The 16,266-nt window shown below is 67.6% G+C and carries 15 protein-coding genes and 1 pseudogene; 12 read left to right on the top strand and 4 right to left on the bottom strand.

From position 1 onward, the window contains the following. Nucleotides 1-33: 33 nt before the first annotated feature. From ACH107_RS00500 to ACH107_RS00515, 4 genes are all read left to right on the top strand, one after another. A complete protein-coding gene (locus ACH107_RS00500; RefSeq protein ID WP_412504182.1) occupies nt 34-768 on the top strand; it encodes an SDR family NAD(P)-dependent oxidoreductase in 735 nt (244 codons plus the stop codon). Between the two features lie 82 nt (nt 769-850). Next, complete coding sequence (locus tag ACH107_RS00505) at nt 851-1,177, top strand: DUF3775 domain-containing protein (RefSeq protein ID WP_412504183.1); 327 nt, start codon at nt 851-853, stop codon at nt 1,175-1,177. A gap of 80 nt (nt 1,178-1,257) precedes the next feature. After that, the gene (locus ACH107_RS00510) at nt 1,258-1,482 is read left to right on the top strand and encodes a hypothetical protein (protein WP_412504184.1); all 225 of its coding nucleotides are present in this window, start codon (nt 1,258-1,260) and stop codon (nt 1,480-1,482) included. A 40-nt stretch (nt 1,483-1,522) separates the two neighbouring features. Beyond that, nucleotides 1,523-1,723: a 2'-5' RNA ligase family protein gene (locus tag ACH107_RS00515; RefSeq protein WP_412504223.1), complete on the top strand. Its 201-nt coding sequence runs from the start codon at nt 1,523-1,525 to the stop codon at nt 1,721-1,723. Here the strand turns inward: ACH107_RS00515 and ACH107_RS00520 are convergent. Next, a pseudogene (locus tag ACH107_RS00520) lies at nt 1,707-3,932 on the bottom strand (AAA family ATPase); the annotation flags it as partial. The gene ACH107_RS00515 and the pseudogene ACH107_RS00520 sit on opposite strands and share 17 nt — an antisense overlap. Before the next feature lie 234 nt (nt 3,933-4,166). Between ACH107_RS00520 and ACH107_RS00525 the strand changes: the two are divergent. After that, nucleotides 4,167-5,381, top strand: coding sequence for a TsoY family (seleno)protein (locus tag ACH107_RS00525; RefSeq protein ID WP_310690104.1), 1,215 nt, complete (start codon nt 4,167-4,169; stop codon nt 5,379-5,381). 94 nt (nt 5,382-5,475) lie between these two features. On the opposite strand, the gene ACH107_RS00530 is transcribed toward ACH107_RS00525, so the two are convergent. Beyond that, nucleotides 5,476-7,122: a thiamine pyrophosphate-binding protein gene (locus ACH107_RS00530; RefSeq protein WP_412504185.1), complete on the bottom strand. Its 1,647-nt coding sequence runs from the start codon at nt 7,120-7,122 to the stop codon at nt 5,476-5,478. 107 nt (nt 7,123-7,229) lie between these two features. Between ACH107_RS00530 and ACH107_RS00535 the strand changes: the two genes are divergently transcribed. Then, on the top strand, nt 7,230-7,763 hold the full coding sequence (locus tag ACH107_RS00535; RefSeq protein ID WP_310690106.1) for an NADPH-dependent FMN reductase: 534 nt from the start codon (nt 7,230-7,232) through the stop codon (nt 7,761-7,763). Here ACH107_RS00535 and ACH107_RS00540 read toward each other — a convergent pair. Then, complete coding sequence (locus ACH107_RS00540) at nt 7,760-8,791, bottom strand: NAD(P)/FAD-dependent oxidoreductase (RefSeq protein WP_310690107.1); 1,032 nt, start codon at nt 8,789-8,791, stop codon at nt 7,760-7,762. The two genes, ACH107_RS00535 and ACH107_RS00540, sit on opposite strands and share 4 nt — an antisense overlap. Before the next feature lie 57 nt (nt 8,792-8,848). On the opposite strand from ACH107_RS00540, the gene mnmD reads away from it, so the two are divergent. Together mnmD and ACH107_RS00550 are read left to right on the top strand one after the other, a co-directional pair. Continuing rightward, nucleotides 8,849-9,502, top strand: coding sequence for a tRNA (5-methylaminomethyl-2-thiouridine)(34)-methyltransferase MnmD (gene mnmD, locus ACH107_RS00545; RefSeq protein ID WP_310690108.1), 654 nt, complete (start codon nt 8,849-8,851; stop codon nt 9,500-9,502). Next, nucleotides 9,502-10,365: a DMT family transporter gene (locus ACH107_RS00550; RefSeq protein WP_310690109.1), complete on the top strand. Its 864-nt coding sequence runs from the start codon at nt 9,502-9,504 to the stop codon at nt 10,363-10,365. The genes mnmD and ACH107_RS00550 overlap by 1 nt, the downstream gene beginning before the upstream one ends. Here the strand turns inward: ACH107_RS00550 and ACH107_RS00555 are convergent. After that, nucleotides 10,339-12,396, bottom strand: coding sequence for a transglycosylase SLT domain-containing protein (locus tag ACH107_RS00555; protein ID WP_412504186.1), 2,058 nt, complete (start codon nt 12,394-12,396; stop codon nt 10,339-10,341). The genes ACH107_RS00550 and ACH107_RS00555 overlap by 27 nt on opposite strands. Nucleotides 12,397-12,547: 151 nt before the next feature. On the opposite strand from ACH107_RS00555, the gene dapA reads away from it, so the two are divergent. The 4 genes from dapA to ACH107_RS00575 all read left to right on the top strand — a co-directional run bounded on the left by dapA (nt 12,548) and on the right by ACH107_RS00575 (nt 16,161). Further along, nucleotides 12,548-13,420, top strand: coding sequence for a 4-hydroxy-tetrahydrodipicolinate synthase (gene dapA / locus ACH107_RS00560; RefSeq protein ID WP_310690111.1), 873 nt, complete (start codon nt 12,548-12,550; stop codon nt 13,418-13,420). A gap of 137 nt (nt 13,421-13,557) precedes the next feature. After that, on the top strand, nt 13,558-14,034 hold the full coding sequence (smpB, locus tag ACH107_RS00565) for an SsrA-binding protein SmpB (RefSeq protein ID WP_310690112.1): 477 nt from the start codon (nt 13,558-13,560) through the stop codon (nt 14,032-14,034). 82 nt (nt 14,035-14,116) lie between these two features. Continuing rightward, complete coding sequence (gene sseA, locus ACH107_RS00570) at nt 14,117-14,974, top strand: 3-mercaptopyruvate sulfurtransferase (protein ID WP_412504187.1); 858 nt, start codon at nt 14,117-14,119, stop codon at nt 14,972-14,974. Beyond that, nucleotides 14,974-16,161, top strand: coding sequence for an aromatic amino acid transaminase (locus ACH107_RS00575; protein ID WP_412504188.1), 1,188 nt, complete (start codon nt 14,974-14,976; stop codon nt 16,159-16,161). Before sseA ends, ACH107_RS00575 begins: the two co-directional genes overlap by 1 nt. Nucleotides 16,162-16,266 lie beyond the last annotated feature (105 nt).

Consider the following 16,266-nt stretch of genomic DNA (forward strand, 5'->3'; position numbering starts at 1 on the left):
AAGGGCGGCCAGGGTCGCCCGGAAGGAGTAAACGTGAGAGAGTTTGCAGGAAAACGCTACTGGGTGGTCGGCGCCAGCGAGGGGCTGGGCCGCGCCGTGGCCCACCACCTCAGCCGCGCGGGGGCCGAGCTGATCCTCTCGGCGCGGTCCACCGAAAGCCTTCAGGCGCTGGCCGAGGAGCTATCCGGCAAGGCCCATGTGCAGCCCATGGACATCGGCGACGACGGGAGTGTCAGGAAGGCCGGTGAGGCCGTGGGCGCGGTGGACGGGGTGGTCCTGCTGGCCGGGGTCTACTGGCCCTTCGCCGCGCAGGACTGGAACGCCGAGCAGGCCACCGCCATGGCCAATGTCAATTTCACCGGCTTCATTCGCGTGCTGGGGCAGGTCGTGCCGGGCATGGTCGCGCGGGATGCGGGCCATATCGTCATCACCTCGTCGCTGACCGGGTTCCGCGGGCTGCCGGGGTCCATCGGGTATACCGCCTCCAAGGCGGGCACCATGAGCTTGGCCGAATGCATGCACGCAGACCTGCGCCGCACCGGCGTGGATGTGCAGGTGGTCAATCCCGGCTTCATCCGCACCCGGTTGACCGACAAGAACGACTTTCGCATGCCCTTCATCATGGAACCGGCCGCCGCCGCGCAGGAGGTTTTCGAGCACATGCAGACCGACGCTTTCAAGCGCAGCTTTCCGACGGTGTTTTCCTGGGTCTTCCGGTTGTCGCAATTCCTGCCGGACTGGGCGTATTACCGCCTCTTTGGGCGCTGAACTTGTCATGGATCAAGGTGGCGTGCCAATCTGAATCGCAAGATAGACGGGCGAACGGGACAGCGAGCTGCGGGAGGATCCGATGCTGAACATCACTGTCGACAAGGTCGCCGAGGTCATCATCCTCGCGCGGGAAATGGACCGGGCCGAGGCCGAATTCGACGCCTTCGTCGGCGGCCTGACCGAAGAGGAACAGGCCGGCCTGGTGGCGATCATGTGGATCGGGCGCGGCTCCTACGAACCCGAGGAACTGGCCGAGGCCACCCGCCACGCCAGTGCCGAGGCCAGCACCCCGACGGAAACCTACCTCAAGGGGTCGCCGCATCTGTCCGACCACCTCGAGAACGGGCTGGACGCGCTGGGCATTTCCGCCAGCGCCGAGGAAGACGCGCTCTATCAGGACAGGTAGGCACACAAGACCCGCGCGGGGCGGTGCCGGACGCCCCGCGTCGATCGGGGCCGCGCGGCCATGGCCCGGGAGCTGGGCTGATGGATCGTTCCTTCGGTATCTTGAAACGGCTCTACGAGGACCGGGGCGTGACCTTCCTGCTGGCTGAACAGACCGCCATTGGGGCGCAGCTTGTCACCCAAGACGCGGTTACCCGGCCGGCACCCCCTGGCGCCGCGGACGTGCCCCTCTGCGTAGTGGGGGCAGGGCGGCGCAGATGCCGCGACCGGCGCGCCGACCGCCGCCGCACGCGCGGGCTGGCGTAACCCGTTGCGTGCTTTCCTGGCCATACCGCTGCCCGAGGACATGCATGAGGCTCTCGTGGAGGTGCAGGCCGATCTGCCGGGCCGCCCCGTGCCCGAGGAGACCCTGCACCTGACGCTCGCCTTTCTGGGCGATGTGACACCGCAAGAGCTGGACGAGCTGCACCTGGAGCTTACCGGGCGCATCCTGCCGGGTTGCGATCTGGCCGTGACCGGTTTGGCGGGCTTTCGCCAAGGTCCTTGAGGCCCGCCTCGGCCTCGGCCAGGGCCTTGCGGGCCGCCTGCGCCTCGTCCTCGTTGCGCGTTACGGCAAGGCCAGAGCTTTCCAGCTTGCCCTCGGCCAGGTTGCGGTCCGCCTCGGCGCGGCTCAGGGCGCGGGCAGCCTCGGCCACCTGCGCATCCGCGGCGCGGCGCGCCTCGCGGGCACTGCTTTCGGACTCGGTCAGTTCCGCCATCCGTTCGGTCAGGCTGTCATGGGCCATGCCTGCGCCGTGGGCCTTGGCGTTGGCCTCTTCAAGGTCGCGTTTGAGTTCCACAAGGCGGTTGAGCTGTTGCAGGCGCAGCGCCGCCGCCGAGGGTGCGTCTTCCGCCGCCGCGCGGAACCCGTCCCAGCGCCACAGATCGCCCTCGATGCTGACAAGGCGCTGGCCCGGCAAAAGGTCCTGTTGCAGGCGCGGGCCATCGGCGGCCTCGACCAGCCCGACCTGCCCCATCCGGCGCACCAGCACCGGTGGGACCGAGACGAAGTTGGTCAGTGCCGTGACGCCCGCGGGCAAGGCCTGGGGATGCGCATACCCCGGCAGGGCGATCCAGCCCGAGGTCTTCGCGTCCTCGATCGCCGGGGCGCGCAGGTCGTCGGACAGCGCCGCGCCCAGCGCCTTTTCATAGCCACCTTCGACGCGCAGCTGGTCGAGAATCTGCACACCCTCCTCGGCGTCACGGTCCACCATCTTGGCCAATGCACCAACCTCGGCGCGCAGGGCGTTGGCCTCGCCCTCGGCCTCGGACCGCTGGGCGCGGGCATCGGCCTCGCGGGTCTGGGTCTCGCTGCGCGCGGTCTCGGCCTCGGCCAGCACCTGTTCGGCCTTCTCGGCAGTGGCGCGAGCGGTGGTCTCGGCCGCTTGCGCAGCGCTGTAGTCCTGCGCGGCCTTCTCGAGGGCCAGCTGCGCCTCGCCCTGTGCAGACTTGGCCTGCGCCGCTGCGGCCTCGGCCTTGTCCAGGGTCTTGCGGTTGTCATCGACCAGGCGATGCGCCGACTGATGCCGCGCGGCCAGACGCGCCACGTCCTCGGTCAGCTGGCTCAGGTCGGTTTCGCGGTCCTGCAAGACCTGTGCCGCGTCCTGGGCCTCGGCCTGAGCCGCTTCGAGTTTTTCTGCATGGCCCTCACCGGCCTTGGCAAGCTCCCGGGCCTCCCATTCAAGGCGTTCGATGGTCTCGCCGGCATCCTTGTTCAGCCCGGCCTCTCGGTCCATGTCGCGGGTCAATTGTTCGATCCGCGCGGTCAGGGTCTCGATGGTCTGTTTTGCGCGCGCGTCCTGGTCGTTGAGCGTGTCTCGCTGGACCTGCAGGCGCTGCAGGACGGCGGCGGCGATGGCCTCTTCCTCGCGCAGGGGGGGCAGGGCCTCCTCGGCCTCGGCGCGGGCGCGGGCCGCCTCCCGCGCCGTGGTCTCGGCGCGCCCCGCCTCGGTGGTCTTTCCGGTCAGCGCCGCCTCGGCCTCGGCGAGGGCCACGTCGGCCTCTTGCCAGCGCCGATAGAGCAGCAGGCCCTCGGACTGGCGCAGGTCTTCGCCAATGACGCGATACCGCGCAGCCTGCTTTGCCTGACGGGCCAGTTGCTGCAACTGCGCGGCCAGTTGTTCGATCACGTCATCGACCCGGGCGAGGTTGGATTCCGATCCCTTCAGCTTCAACTCCGCCTCGTGGCGGCGTTGGTAGAGGCCGGAAATCCCCGCCGCCTCTTCGAGGATGCGGCGGCGCGCCTTGGGCTTGGCATTGATCAACTCACTGATCTGGCCCTGCCGGACCAACGCGGGCGAATGCGCCCCGGTCGATGCATCGGCAAAGAGCATCTGCACGTCGCGCGCACGCACGTCCTTGCCACTGACCTTGTAGGCGCTGCCCACGTCGCGGGTGATGCGGCGGATGATATCGAGGTTGTCCTGGTCGTTGAAAGCCGCGGGGGCCAGCCGCTCGGAATTGTCCAGATGCAGTGACACCTCGGCGTGATTGCGCGCCGGCCGGGTGGCCGCCCCGGCAAAGATCACGTCCTCCATGCCGCCGCCTCGCATCGCGGTGGGGCGGTTCTCGCCCATGACCCAGCGCAGCGCCTCCAGCAGGTTGGACTTGCCGCAGCCATTGGGCCCCACAACCCCTGTCAGCCCGTCCGAGATCACCAGATCGGTGGGGTCGACGAAGCTCTTGAAGCCATTGAGTCTGAGGCGGGTGAACCGCATGGGCGGGCTGCTCGTGTCTGATTCCTGTCCAAGGTGTATGGTGAGCCGCGTTTTCCCGACCTGTCAACGCGCTGCGCGCCGATATGGGTATCGCTGCCAGATTATCCACAAGATATTGATCGCGCGCCCCGTGCCGCAAGCGATGGTCAGGAAATTACATTTCATTGTTGACATGTGTTATCGAGTCCCCCATGTTCAAAACATAACGACTTTGCAATGTATCAGGAGGCACCCATGTCCCACACCACGCAACGCCCGGCGGACACCTATTCGCCGCTCTATTTCCTGGCCTCGCTGGGGGCCGGTGGCCTTGCCGTCACCTTCTTCATGTACCTGATGTTCTGGGTCCCCCATCCCGGCCAGCCCGTGCCGATCTTCGAAGACATCCTGGCCGCCTTCCAGTCCGGCGGGCTGCCGCTCCAGGCCGCGATCGGGGTGGCCGTGACCGGCATTGCCGGCTTCGCCTTCCTGAATATCAAGTTGCTGCTCTGGAACCTGCGCCAGCTTTCGGCCTTCTCCAACACCGAGAAATTCGACAAGCTGGTCAATTCCAACGCCGAGACCACGCTGCTGGCAATGCCGCTGGCGCTGGCCATGACGGTGAACGCCATGTTCATCCTCGGCCTTGTCTTCGTGCCCGGCCTCTGGGGGGTCGTCGAATACCTCTTCCCGATGGCGCTGGTCGCCTTCGCCCTGATCGGCTGGATCGCCTTCCGCCGCATCGGCGCCTTCCTGGGTCGCGTGTTGTCCGAAGGCGGCGTTTTCGACGTGACCGCGAACAACTCCTTCGCCCAGCTGCTGCCCGCCTTCGCGCTGTCCATGGTCGCCGTCGGCCTGGCCGCCCCTGCCGCCATGAGCACCGTGCCGCTGACCGTCGGCGTTTCGCTGATCCTGTCGATCACCGTGGGCACCATTGCCGCGCTCTATGCCGTGGTCGCCGCCGTGGTCGCCTTCAACTCGATGCTGCAGCATGGCACCGCCAAGGAAAGCGCCCCGACCCTGATGGTCGTCGTGCCGATCCTGACCGTCTTGGGCATCATGATGCTGCGCCAGAGCCACGGGCTGCACACCACCTTCGAGGCCACCGGCGCCCCGGCGGACAATCTTATGACGACGACCATGCTTCTGGCCGTGCAGGGTGTCTTCCTGGCGCTTGGCCTGCTGGTGCTGCGCCGCCAGGGCTACGCCGACGCCTACCTGCGCGGTGACGGCAACTCGCCCGGTGCCTATGCGCTGGTCTGCCCCGGTGTCGCGCTGTCGGTCATGACCCAATTCTGGATCAACAAGGGCCTTGTCGGTGCCGGCTTGATCGCCAAGTTCGGTGTCGCCTACTGGGCCTTCAGCGGCGTCGCCATCGCCTTCCAGGTGGCCATGATCGCCCTCGTCTTCCACCTGAACCGGCGCCACTTCCGCCGTCCGGCCGAGGGCCAGGCCGTGCCGGCCGAGTAATATCCCTTCGGGACCGGAACGGGCGCGCCTCAGGGCGCGCCCGTTTTCTTTCGGGTGTTCGCGCCACAGACGGGCCTACCGGGCAGACGGCCTGTCAGGTACCTTGCGAAACGTCGGACAACCGCATCGTCGGTGACAGCGCATCCGCGTCCACCTGCAGCTCGATCACGGCCAGTCTGCCCGCGTCCCGCGCCTGCATGAAGGCCGCCGGGAAATCCGCCGTTGCCGTGACCGCCGCTCCGTGGCCGCCATAGGCGCGGGCGAGGGCGGCGAAATCCGGGTTGGCCAGCGCCGTGCCCGAGACCCGGCCGGGATAGTGCTTTTCCTGGTGCATCCGGATCGTGCCGTAGCGGCCATTGTTGACCACGATGACGATGGGCGCCGCCCCGTGCTGCATGGCCGTGGACATCTCGTTCAGGGTCATCTGGAAACATCCGTCACCCGCGAAACAGACGACCGGCCGGCCCGGATGCTCCAGCGAGGCAGAGACCGCCGCCGGAAACCCGTATCCCATCGAACCGCTGGTTGGCGCCAGTTGCGTGCCATGCCGCTTGAAGCAGAAATGGCGATGCAGCCAGGCCGCGTAGTTGCCTGCGCCGTTGGTCAGGATCGCATCCTCGGGCAAGTTGTCGGACAGCCAGAGCACCACCTCTTCCAGCTTCACCTCGCCAGGGGTTTCCTGCGGCGCCACCCAGGCCTCGTAGTCGGCCCGCGCCGCTCGGGTCCAGTCGGACCAGTCCCGCCCGCAGGCGGGCAGGCGCGCCAGCGCACGGGTGAATGTGACCGCATCCGCCGTGACCGCCAGATCAGGCTGATAGACTCGGCCCGGCTCGCCCGCATCGGAGTGAACGTGGCAAATCCGGCACTGCGGGGCGGCGGGATCGATCAGGGTATATCCCCGCGTTTCGATATCACCCAGCCGCGAGCCGATGACCAACAGCGCGTCCGCAGATCGGACCCGATCCGCAAGCGCAGGGTTCATGCCGACGTTCAGATCGCCCGCATAGCAGGGATGGCGATTGTCCAGATAGTCCTGCCGCCGGAACCCCAGCGCAACCGGCAGCCCCTGGGTTTCCGCGAAGGTCGCCAGATCCTGGGCCGCATCGGGCGACCAGTGCGGTCCGCCGACCACCACCAAAGGGCGCTCGGCGCGGGAAAGCCAATCCAGCACATCTTCGGCGGTGCCGGCATGGGGCGGGGCGAGATCCACCAGCGGCGCGCGGATCACGGGCGGGTCGACCCGGGCCGACAGCATGTCCTCGGGCAGCGCCAGCACGACGGGGCCCGGCCGTCCGCTGACCGCGACGGAAAAGGCCCGGGCGACATACTCGGGCAGGCGCTCGGTCTGATCGACTTCGGCCACCCATTTGGCCAACCCGCCGAACATCGCGCGATAGTCAACCTCCTGAAAGGCCTCCCGGTCGCGGTGGTCGCGGGCGACCTGTCCCACGAACATCACCATCGGCGTGCTGTCCTGCCGCGCGATATGAATGCCCGCACTGGCATTGGTGGCACCGGGGCCGCGGGTCACGAAGCAGATGCCGGGCTGACCGGTCATCTTTCCATAGGCCTCGGCCATCATGGCGGCGCCGCCTTCCTGCCGGCAAACGATATTTGCGATGCCGCTGTCGCGCAGTCCGTCCAGCGCGGCGAGAAAGCTCTCGCCCGGCACCGAAAAGACCCGCCGCACCCCGAGCCGCTGCAACTGCTTCACCAGGATTTCACCACCGTGACAGGCCATGCCGCCCCCCTTTCGCGATTTCGCACAACCATGTGTCAGTCTCCGCGGGGTGGCAAGGCGGCGACGAACGCCTATTCTCGCGGAAACGAAATCAACGAGAGACCCCTATGTCCTATCTGCTCGGCCTTTCAGGCGCGCTCCGCCAGGCCTCGACCAACACCAAGCTGATGCGCGCGGCGGCCCGTATCTATGATCCTGCCGAATTCGCCGAGGGCGACCTGGACCTGCCGCTGTACAATGGCGATGTCGAGGCTCAGGGCCTGCCCGACAAGGTGCAGACCCTGTCCAACCAGATCGCCGGGGCCGAGGCTGTCATCATCTCCTGCCCGGAATACAACAAGGCGCTGTCGGGGGTGATGAAGAACGCCCTCGACTGGGTCAGCCGCACCAAGGGCAGCCCCTGGCGTGACAAGCCTGTGGCCATCATGTCGGCAACGGCCGGACGCGCGGGCGGCGAACGGTCGCAATCTTCGCTGCGGCTTTGCCTCAACCCATTCCGTCCCATTGTGATCCCGGGGCCGGAGGTCCTGATCGCGGGCAGCAGCGAGGCCTTCGACGAGAATGGCGAGCTGATCAACGCCGCCTCGGTCAGGATGCTGACCGATCTGATGGATCAACTGCGGGCCATGGCGCGCGGCTAAAGGCTGGCGCGGGGATCGAACCCCGCCGGGATGCGGTCTTGGCCTTCCAGCACGAGGTCGGCCATGACCTCACCCGCCAGCGGGGCCATGCCAAAGCCGATCTTGAACCCGCCATTGGCGAGAAAGTCGCCCTCCCGGAACGGGTGCCGCCCGAGCATCGGCGCACGGGTGCGGCTGCGCGGGCGCACCCCGGCCCAGCGCCGGATTTCCCGTGCCTCGGCCAGGGCGGGCACGGCGGTACGGGCGCGGGCCAGCAGGACATCGCATTGGGAATCGGTGGTGTCGGCGGCGGCGAAGTCACGCTCGGTCGTCGACCCTATGGCAACCGTTCCGCCTGCATGTGGCACGATATGCAGCCCCTCCACGAAGAGCTGCGGCATCGTGGCTGCGTCATGCCCCAGCAGCAGGGCCTGACCCTTGATCCCGGTCCCGACAAGGCGGGTGTGCCGGGCGGTCATGTCTTCGAGGCCGCGCCAGCCCGTGGCCCAGACAACCTGCCCCTCGGCCCTGCCCCCGGTCGCGATCTCACCGCCCTTGGCGCGAAGGGCCGCGGCCAGCGCATCGCAGGCCTGCCGCGGGTGCAGCCGCCCCGTCAGCGTGTCGTGGATCAGATAGCCGGTCGGCGTTGCCGGCGCCCAGTCGTCGTCGGGGCGCTCGATCACGTCCCATGCCGCACGGCCCTGCCACAGCCGCGCCGCGCTTTCGGCCCGCGTGCGGGCGAGCGCCAAGGCACCGGCATCCGCCAAAGGCTGCCAGCGCCCGGTGCGGGCATAGCCGGGAGACAGGCCGCCAACCGCCTCGACTTCACCCCAGAAGTCCGCGCCCATCAGAAGGCTCTCCAGCTGAAACGCCTTCTTCTCGTTCCACTGCTCGGGCACATGCGGGGCCAGCGCGCCGACGATCCCGCCCGAGGCCCCGGCACCCACGCCGTCGGGGTCGATCACGCGGACAGCGGCGCCGCGCCGGGCACAGCACCAGGCCACCGACAGGCCAAAGGCCCCGGCCCCGAACACGGTCACGTCCACCATTGCCAATCCCCCGTTTTCCGACGCATCTTCGCGGCCAAGGCCATAGGACAGATGATCATGACAGACCAGCGGGCACAGATCGACTGGCGCGCGGGGCACATCCCCGTCTCGACGCGCTTCGACGATCCCTATTTCTCGCTGGAGGATGGCCCGGCCGAGACGGCGCACGTCTTTCTTGCAGGCAATGACCTGCCCGCGCGGTTCTGCGCCGGGTTCCGTATCGGTGAGCTCGGGTTCGGGACGGGTCTGAACTTTCTTGTCGCGCTGGCGGCCTTCCGGGCAGCAGGCCTCTCGGGCCGCCTGCACTTCATCAGCTTCGAGGCCTACCCCATGGCGCCCGCCGACCTGCGGCAGGCGCTTGCCGCCTATCCCGACCTGCCCGGCGCGATGTTGACCGACGGCGTGCCAGAGGCGCTGGATGGGCCGGATTTCAGCCTGCGGGTGATCCTCGGAGACGCCCGAGAGACCCTGCCCCTCTGGCCCGGCCGCGCCGATGCCTGGTTTCTCGACGGCTTTTCCCCAGCCAAGAACCCCGAACTTTGGGGGCCGGACCTGATGACGCAAGTGGCCCGCCACACCGCCCCCGGCGGCACGGCGGCAACCTATACCGCTGCCGGCCACGTGCGCCGCGCACTAGAGGCGGCCGGTTTCGAGGTCAGCCGTGCGCCCGGGTATGGGCGCAAGCGCCACATGACGCGGGCAAGGCGCTGATGCAGTCCAACCCCCGCCTTGGCATCCTGCTGATGATCGCCACCACCTTCGTCTTTGCCATGCAGGACGGGATCAGCCGCCACCTGGCGCGCGAATACAACGTGATGATGATCGTCATGATCCGCTACTGGTTCTTCGGGCTTTTCGTCATGGCCATCGCGCGGCGGCAGGCCGGGTCGATCCGGGGTGCCGCCCGCACCACACAGCCCGCGTTGCAGATCTTACGAGGGCTTCTGCTGGCCGCCGAAATCTGCGTGATGGTGCTGGCCTTCGTCTATCTCGGGCTGGTGGAAAGCCACGCAGTCTTTGCCTGCTATCCATTGCTGATCGCGGCGCTGTCGGGCCCGGTGCTGGGGGAAGGTGTCGGCTGGCGGCGCTGGCTGGCCATCGGTGTGGGCTTCCTCGGCGTGCTGATCATCCTGCAACCGGGGATCACCGTGTTCCGGCCCGCTGCGGTGATCCCGCTGATCGCGGCCACGATGTTCGCGCTCTATGGCCTGCTGACACGCTATGCCGCACGGCGCGACAGTGCCGCCACCTCGTTCTTCTGGACCGGGGTCAGCGGCATGGGCGCCCTGACACTGGCAGGTGTCTGGTTCTGGGAGTCGATGAGCGCCCCCGACTGGGGCTGGATGGGGACGCTCTGCATCACCGGTGCGTTGGGGCATTTCCTGCTCATCAAGACCTACGAGGTCGCCGAGGCCAGCGCCGTGCAGCCCTTCGCCTACCTGCAACTGGTCTTTGCGTCGGCACTGGGGCTTGCGGTGTTCGACGAAACGCTCGCCCCGAACGTCGCCATCGGCGCCGCCATCGTCGTGGGCGCCGGGCTGTTCACGCTATTGCGCACCCGTCGCGGCGCCTGAAAGGTTGGACGGGCGCAGCCGCGGCCTGAGATCGGGCAGGCCCAGCGCCTCGGGCCGCAGGCGGGGCCGTATCACCGGCGCGGCACCGCGCAGCAGGTCGCGGAATGCCACCGGGCCGGTTTCCCCGGTCAGCCGGGCGCGGTAGACGGGAATGCCCTCGGTGACCCGCATGACGTAGTTCCGCGTCTCGCGGAAGGGGATGTGCTCGATCCAGTCGACCACGTCCATGTCACCGCGCCGCGGGTCGCCACGCTCCGAAATCCAGCTGCGCGCCCGGCCCGGCCCGGCATTGTACCCCACTGCGATCAAGACCGGGCTGTCCCCGAATTCACCGCGCAGATAATCCAGGTAGGCGGCGCCCAGCCGTGCGTTGTAGGGCCAGTCCACCACCAGGCGCGCCCGCGAATAGGGCAGATCGAGCGCCCGGGCCATGTCCTGCGCAGTGCCTGGCATCAACTGCATCAGGCCCAGCGCCCCCACGGCGCTGCCCGCATCCGTGCGAAACTCGCTTTCCTGCCGCGCGATGGACAGGGCCAGGGCCGGTTCGACCGGCAGGTGCATCTCGGCCAAGGGATGCACCGGGAAATGGTGATCCTGCACGAGCAGATCCCGGCGCAGGGCGGATTTCGCCACCATGACTGTGAAGAAGGGCTCGTCCAGCTCCATCAGCAGGTCACCCATCTGGCCCACCTCCTGCCGGTCGAGGTCACGCGCGAGGTCGGCGAGGAACAGCACCGCGAGGCCACGCTCCTCGCCCGACAGCAACAGCATGGCGGCGCGGAACCTGTCATCGGTCACGAAGGACGCATCCCGCCAGTCGGCAAACCCCTCGCCCCCCGCAAGGGCCGCGTCCAGCGGTTGGCCCAGACGCTCCGAGGCCAGCAACCCGTAAAAGGTCGTCTGATGCTGTGCGGCACGGGAAAAGGCGGCACGGGCGGCCTCGCTATCGCCCAGCGCCTCATGGGCACGGCCCAACCAGTAGCCTGCGCGGCCTGTCGAGATCGGCGTCGAGACCGCCGCTGCGAAGGTCTCGAAATGGCGCAGGGCCAGGGCGGGATCGTCCAGGTAGGTCAGCGCAAGATAGCCCGAGAGCCACTCCAGGTCGGCGAAGGACGCGCCATCGTCCAGAAAATGCTTGCTGGCCAACTCATAGGCGACGCGCGGTTCGCCTTCACGCATCTGCCAGCGCGCGAGGATCCGCCGCCAGCTGGCCCAGCGCCAGGGATGGACCAGCGCCTCGGCACTGACCGACCGCGCGCGCAGCAGGGCCACAGCGTCGGTCCAGTCACCGCGTCCGGCAAGCCAATTGAACCTGTCATAGGCCAGCGCCGGATCATCCCGCATATCCTCCGGCACAGCTTCCAGCCGGTCGGGCAGGTCTTCGGCGCCCTCGATATAGCCGATGCGGGCGTGGGCCAGGGCGCGGGCCTCGTCGGTCAGCAGGGGCAGCAGACGGGTGGTATCCTCGGCCCGCCAGCGCCAGAGCATCCTGTCGGCCCGTTCGGCGTGATGGGGGGCCAGCACCTCAGGATAATCCGCAAATAGCGCCGCGAACCCTTCCTCGGAAAGGCCTTGCGTCGTCCACAGGTCGATCAGCATCGCCTCGGCCTCCTCCGCGCGGCCCGCCTCGGCAAGAGCCTTTGCATAGGCCAGCGCGCCGCTGCCGGTTTCGGTCCTGCGCCCTTCGAAGAAGGCCAGAACCCGGTCGGTCGGCACGGTGTCGTCGATCAGGCCCTCGGCGGCCTCGCGCGCGGCATCCAGTCCGGGCCAGTCGGCCCGCGCCGCCAGGAAAGCCGGGTATTCGGCGAAGACAGCATCGCCCGCGCGCAGGCGCAGCCAGGTGATCAGGTCGCGCCCGAGGTCGTCCCCGATATCATCCTGGTCTTCCATCAGGGCATAGGCGGTTTGCCAGTCGCCCGCCTCAGCCGCAGCAAAGGCCGCCACGGCAGGGGCCGCATCGCCGCCCTCCTGTGCCGTGGCCGGGGCGCACAGGCATAGCCAGACCCCCAGGGCCGCCAATATCTGCCGCATGTTTCGCCCCTTCCGACGCCGGTTAAACAGCATGCTAGCGCCATCGCGCCGGGCCGCAATTCACAAACTTGGCAAAGGCGGAAAACCGCACTAGGGTCCGCGCGATTTTACTGCCGGGCAATCCTGCCCGCACCACGGAAGGAAGCGTGTCATGATCAAGGGGTCCATTCCCGCCCTCGTCACGCCGTTCAAGGACGGCCAGCTCGATCTTGAAACGCTGAAGATGCTGGTAGACTGGCATGTCGATCAGGGCAGCCACGGAATCGTGCCGGTGGGCACCACGGGCGAAAGCCCGACGCTGAGTCATGCCGAGCACGACCGCGTCGTCGCCGAGGTGATCGCCGTCGCCGCCGGGCGCATCCCGGTGATCGCCGGGGCCGGGTCCAACAACACCGCCGAGACCGTGCGCCTGGTGAAGGCTGCGAAAGCGGCCGGGGCCGACGCCGCCCTTGTCGTGACGCCCTATTACAACAAGCCCACGCAGAAAGGCCTGATCGCCCATTACACGGCCGCCGCCGACTGCGGCCTGCCGATCATCATCTACAATATCCCGGGTCGGTCTGTCGTGGACATGAGCCCGGCGACAATGGGCGAACTGTCCCGTCACCCCAACATCATCGGGGTCAAGGACGCCACCGGCGACCTGGCCCGGGTGCCCCGGCAACGGATCACTTGCGGTGCGGATTTCATCCAGGTTTCCGGCGAGGACGCCACGGCTCTGGGCTTCAACGCCCATGGCGGCACCGGCTGCATCTCGGTCACGGCCAATGTGGCGCCCAAGCTGTGTTCCGAGATGCAGGAGGCCACGCTGGCCGGCGATTTCGAAACGGCGCTGCAGATCACCGACCGGCTGATGCCGCTGCATATCGCCATCTTCGAAGAGCCGGGCCTGGTCGGCGCCAAATACGGCATGTCCCTGCTGGGGCTCTGCGACGCCGAAGTGCGGTCGCCGCTGGCCCCGCTTGAAGACAGCACCAAGACCCACATCCGCGACGGCATGGTTCATGCGGGCCTGTTGAACTAGGCCCGCCGCCGGGCGATCGCGCCCCGCCCCGGCCCGTCCACGACGTGTGAGACCAAGTGCCGGCCGGGGATCGAGCGGCGGTCGCCACGGGCCGGACCGCTTGTGCACGCTGGCCCCATGGCCTATCTCACCACTCCATGACCAAGAAACAGCCCGACAACCCAAACTACAAGGTCATCGCCGAAAACCGGCGGGCCCGTCGTGATTTCGAGATCGTCGAGGATCTCGAATGCGGCATTGTGCTGTCCGGCTCCGAGGTCAAGTCGCTGCGCACCGGCCAGTCCAACATCGCCGACAGCTATGCCAGCGTCGAGGGCGGCGAGCTCTGGCTGACCAATGCCTATATCGCCCCCTACCAGCAGGCCATGTTCCCGCACGAGGAACGCCGCCGCCGCAAGCTGCTCGTCAGCAAGCGCGAGTTGGCGCGGATGTGGAACGCCACCCAGCGCGAGGGTATGACCCTCGTACCGCTGGTGCTTTATTTCAATCACAAGGGCGTCGTGAAGGTGAAGGTCGCCACCGCAAAGGGCAAGAAGAAGGCCGACAAGCGCGCCACCGAGGCCAAGCGCGACTGGAACCGCCAGAAGCAGCGCCTGCTCAAACAGAACGGCTGACCGCGGCCCGGCGCCATGGAAACCTTGCAGTCTTGTGGGCGCGGCTGTAGGGACAATGCGTTTGCAGCGCGAGAGTGACCCGATGGCGAACGACGATCCCAAGACACTTGTCTCGACGGGCTGGCTGGCCGGCCACCTCAAGGACCCGGACCTGCGGGTGATCGACGCCTCCTGGTACATGCCCGACGCGGACCGCGACCCGCGCGCGGAGTATGACGCGGCCCATATCCCCGGCGCGCGCTTTTTTGACATCGACGAGATCAGCGATCACCGCTCGCAGTTGCCGCACATGGCGCCCCCGGTCGAGAAGTTCATGTCGCGGATGCGCGCCATGGGCGTGGGCGACGGCCATCAGGTGGTCATCTACGACGGCGCCGGGCTGTTTTCCGCCGCGCGTGTCTGGTGGCTGTTCCGGCTGATGGGCAAGACGGATGTGGCCGTGCTGGACGGCGGCCTGCCGAAGTGGCGCGCCGAGGGCCGCCCGGTCGAGGACATGGCCCCGGTCATCCGCGACCGTCACATGACCGTCCAGCGCCAGAACCACCTTGTCAAGGATGTCACGCAGGTGGCCCGCGCCGCCAAGCTGAAGGATCACGAGATCATCGACGCCCGCCCCGCCGAGCGGTTTCGCGGCGCGGTGCCGGAACCCCGCGCCGGGCTGCGCGCGGGCCATATCCCCGGGTCGCGCAACCTGCCCTTTGCCGAGCTGCTGAACGAGGATGGCACGATGAAAGACGCCACGGCCCTGAAAACCGCCTTCGAGGCGGCCGGGGTCGACCTGACGAAACCGGCCATCACCAGCTGCGGGTCGGGCGTGACCGCCGCGATCCTGGCGCTGGGGCTGGAACGGATCGGAAAGACGGACCATGCCGTCTATGACGGCAGCTGGTCGGAATGGGGCATGTACGACGACCTGCCCATCGCAACCGGAGAGGCCTGATGCTGGAAAACCTGCGCCAACAACCCGCCGACAAGATCCTCGCGCTCATGGCGCAGTACAAGGCCGACGACCGCCCCGGCAAGATCGACCTGGGCGTCGGCGTCTACCGCAACGCCGAGGGAAAGACGCCGGTGATGCGCGCGGTCAAGGCCGCCGAACGCCGCCTGGTCGCGGAACAGGACACCAAGGCCTACACAGGCCTCGCGGGCGATCCGGCCTTTGCCGACGCGATGATCGAGCTGGTGCTGGCCGACAGCGTCGCGCGCGACAGGGTCGCGGCCATCGCCACGCCCGGCGGCACCGGGGCCTGCCGGCAGGGGTTCGAACTGGTCCGGCTGGCCAATCCGAGCGCCACTGTCTGGGTATCGAACCCGACCTGGCCCAATCATGTGTCGATCTTGAATTTCATGCAGATGCCACAGACGACCTATCGCTATTTCGACGATGCGACGGGCGGGATCGACTTTGACGGGATGCTGGCCGACCTCGCCGGGGCCAAAGCGGGAGATATCGTGCTGCTGCACGGCTGTTGTCACAACCCCACCGGCGCCAACCTGACGCTGGAGCAGATCGACGAGGTCATCGCGGTAATGGAGGGCAAGGGCCTGGTCCCGATGATCGACATCGCCTACCAGGGCTTCGGCGACGGGCTGGACGCGGATGCGGAAGTGACCCGTCGCTTGGCAACGGCCTTCGACAACGCGTTGATCGCTGCCAGCTGTTCCAAGAACTTCGGCGTCTACCGCGAACGCACCGGCATCCTGATGGCCCTGTCCCGTGATGCGGACGAGGCCGCGCTGAGCCAGCAGAACATGAACTATCTCAACCGGCAGAACTATTCCTTTCCGCCCGATCACGGCGCGCGCTGCGTCAGCATGATCCTGTCCGACCCGGACTTGCGGGCCGAGTGGCAGACCGAACTGGAAGAGGTGCGCCTCGGGATGCTGGATCTGCGCCAGCAACTGGCCGAGGAACTGCGCCGCCTGACCAATTCCGATGCCTTCGATTTTGTTGCCGAACATCGCGGCATGTTCTCGCGCTTGGGGCTCACGCCCGAGCAGGTCGAGACGCTCAAGACCGATCACGCGATTTACATGGTGGGTGACAGCCGCATCAATATCGCCGGGCTGAACAAGGACACCGTTCCGGTGCTGGCCCGCGCCATCGCCGACGTGATCTCCGCCTGACCCCCCACCATCGAACGCGGCAAACGCCGGGCCTTCGGGGCCGGCGTTTTTTCGTTGGCCAAAGAAAAAACCCGGGCGATCGCTCGCCCGGGCAGGTTGTCAAAG

It is taken from the genome of Roseovarius halophilus (ex Wu et al. 2025) (assembly GCF_047086965.1).

Coding starts and splice junctions, on each gene's coding strand:
- mnmD (WP_310690108.1), top strand. CDS start 8,849: ATGACAGACCAGCGGGCACAGATCGACTGGCGCGCGGGGCACATCCCC.
- ACH107_RS00530 (WP_412504185.1), bottom strand. CDS start 7,122: ATGGCCTGTCACGGTGGTGAAATCCTGGTGAAGCAGTTGCAGCGGCTC.
- dapA (WP_310690111.1), top strand. CDS start 12,548: ATGATCAAGGGGTCCATTCCCGCCCTCGTCACGCCGTTCAAGGACGGC.
- ACH107_RS00505 (WP_412504183.1), top strand. CDS start 851: ATGCTGAACATCACTGTCGACAAGGTCGCCGAGGTCATCATCCTCGCG.
- ACH107_RS00525 (WP_310690104.1), top strand. CDS start 4,167: ATGTCCCACACCACGCAACGCCCGGCGGACACCTATTCGCCGCTCTAT.
- ACH107_RS00540 (WP_310690107.1), bottom strand. CDS start 8,791: ATGGTGGACGTGACCGTGTTCGGGGCCGGGGCCTTTGGCCTGTCGGTG.
- ACH107_RS00535 (WP_310690106.1), top strand. CDS start 7,230: ATGTCCTATCTGCTCGGCCTTTCAGGCGCGCTCCGCCAGGCCTCGACC.
- ACH107_RS00575 (WP_412504188.1), top strand. CDS start 14,974: ATGCTGGAAAACCTGCGCCAACAACCCGCCGACAAGATCCTCGCGCTC.
- ACH107_RS00550 (WP_310690109.1), top strand. CDS start 9,502: ATGCAGTCCAACCCCCGCCTTGGCATCCTGCTGATGATCGCCACCACC.
- sseA (WP_412504187.1), top strand. CDS start 14,117: ATGGCGAACGACGATCCCAAGACACTTGTCTCGACGGGCTGGCTGGCC.
- ACH107_RS00510 (WP_412504184.1), top strand. CDS start 1,258: ATGGATCGTTCCTTCGGTATCTTGAAACGGCTCTACGAGGACCGGGGC.
- smpB (WP_310690112.1), top strand. CDS start 13,558: ATGACCAAGAAACAGCCCGACAACCCAAACTACAAGGTCATCGCCGAA.
- ACH107_RS00515 (WP_412504223.1), top strand. CDS start 1,523: ATGCATGAGGCTCTCGTGGAGGTGCAGGCCGATCTGCCGGGCCGCCCC.
- ACH107_RS00555 (WP_412504186.1), bottom strand. CDS start 12,396: ATGCGGCAGATATTGGCGGCCCTGGGGGTCTGGCTATGCCTGTGCGCC.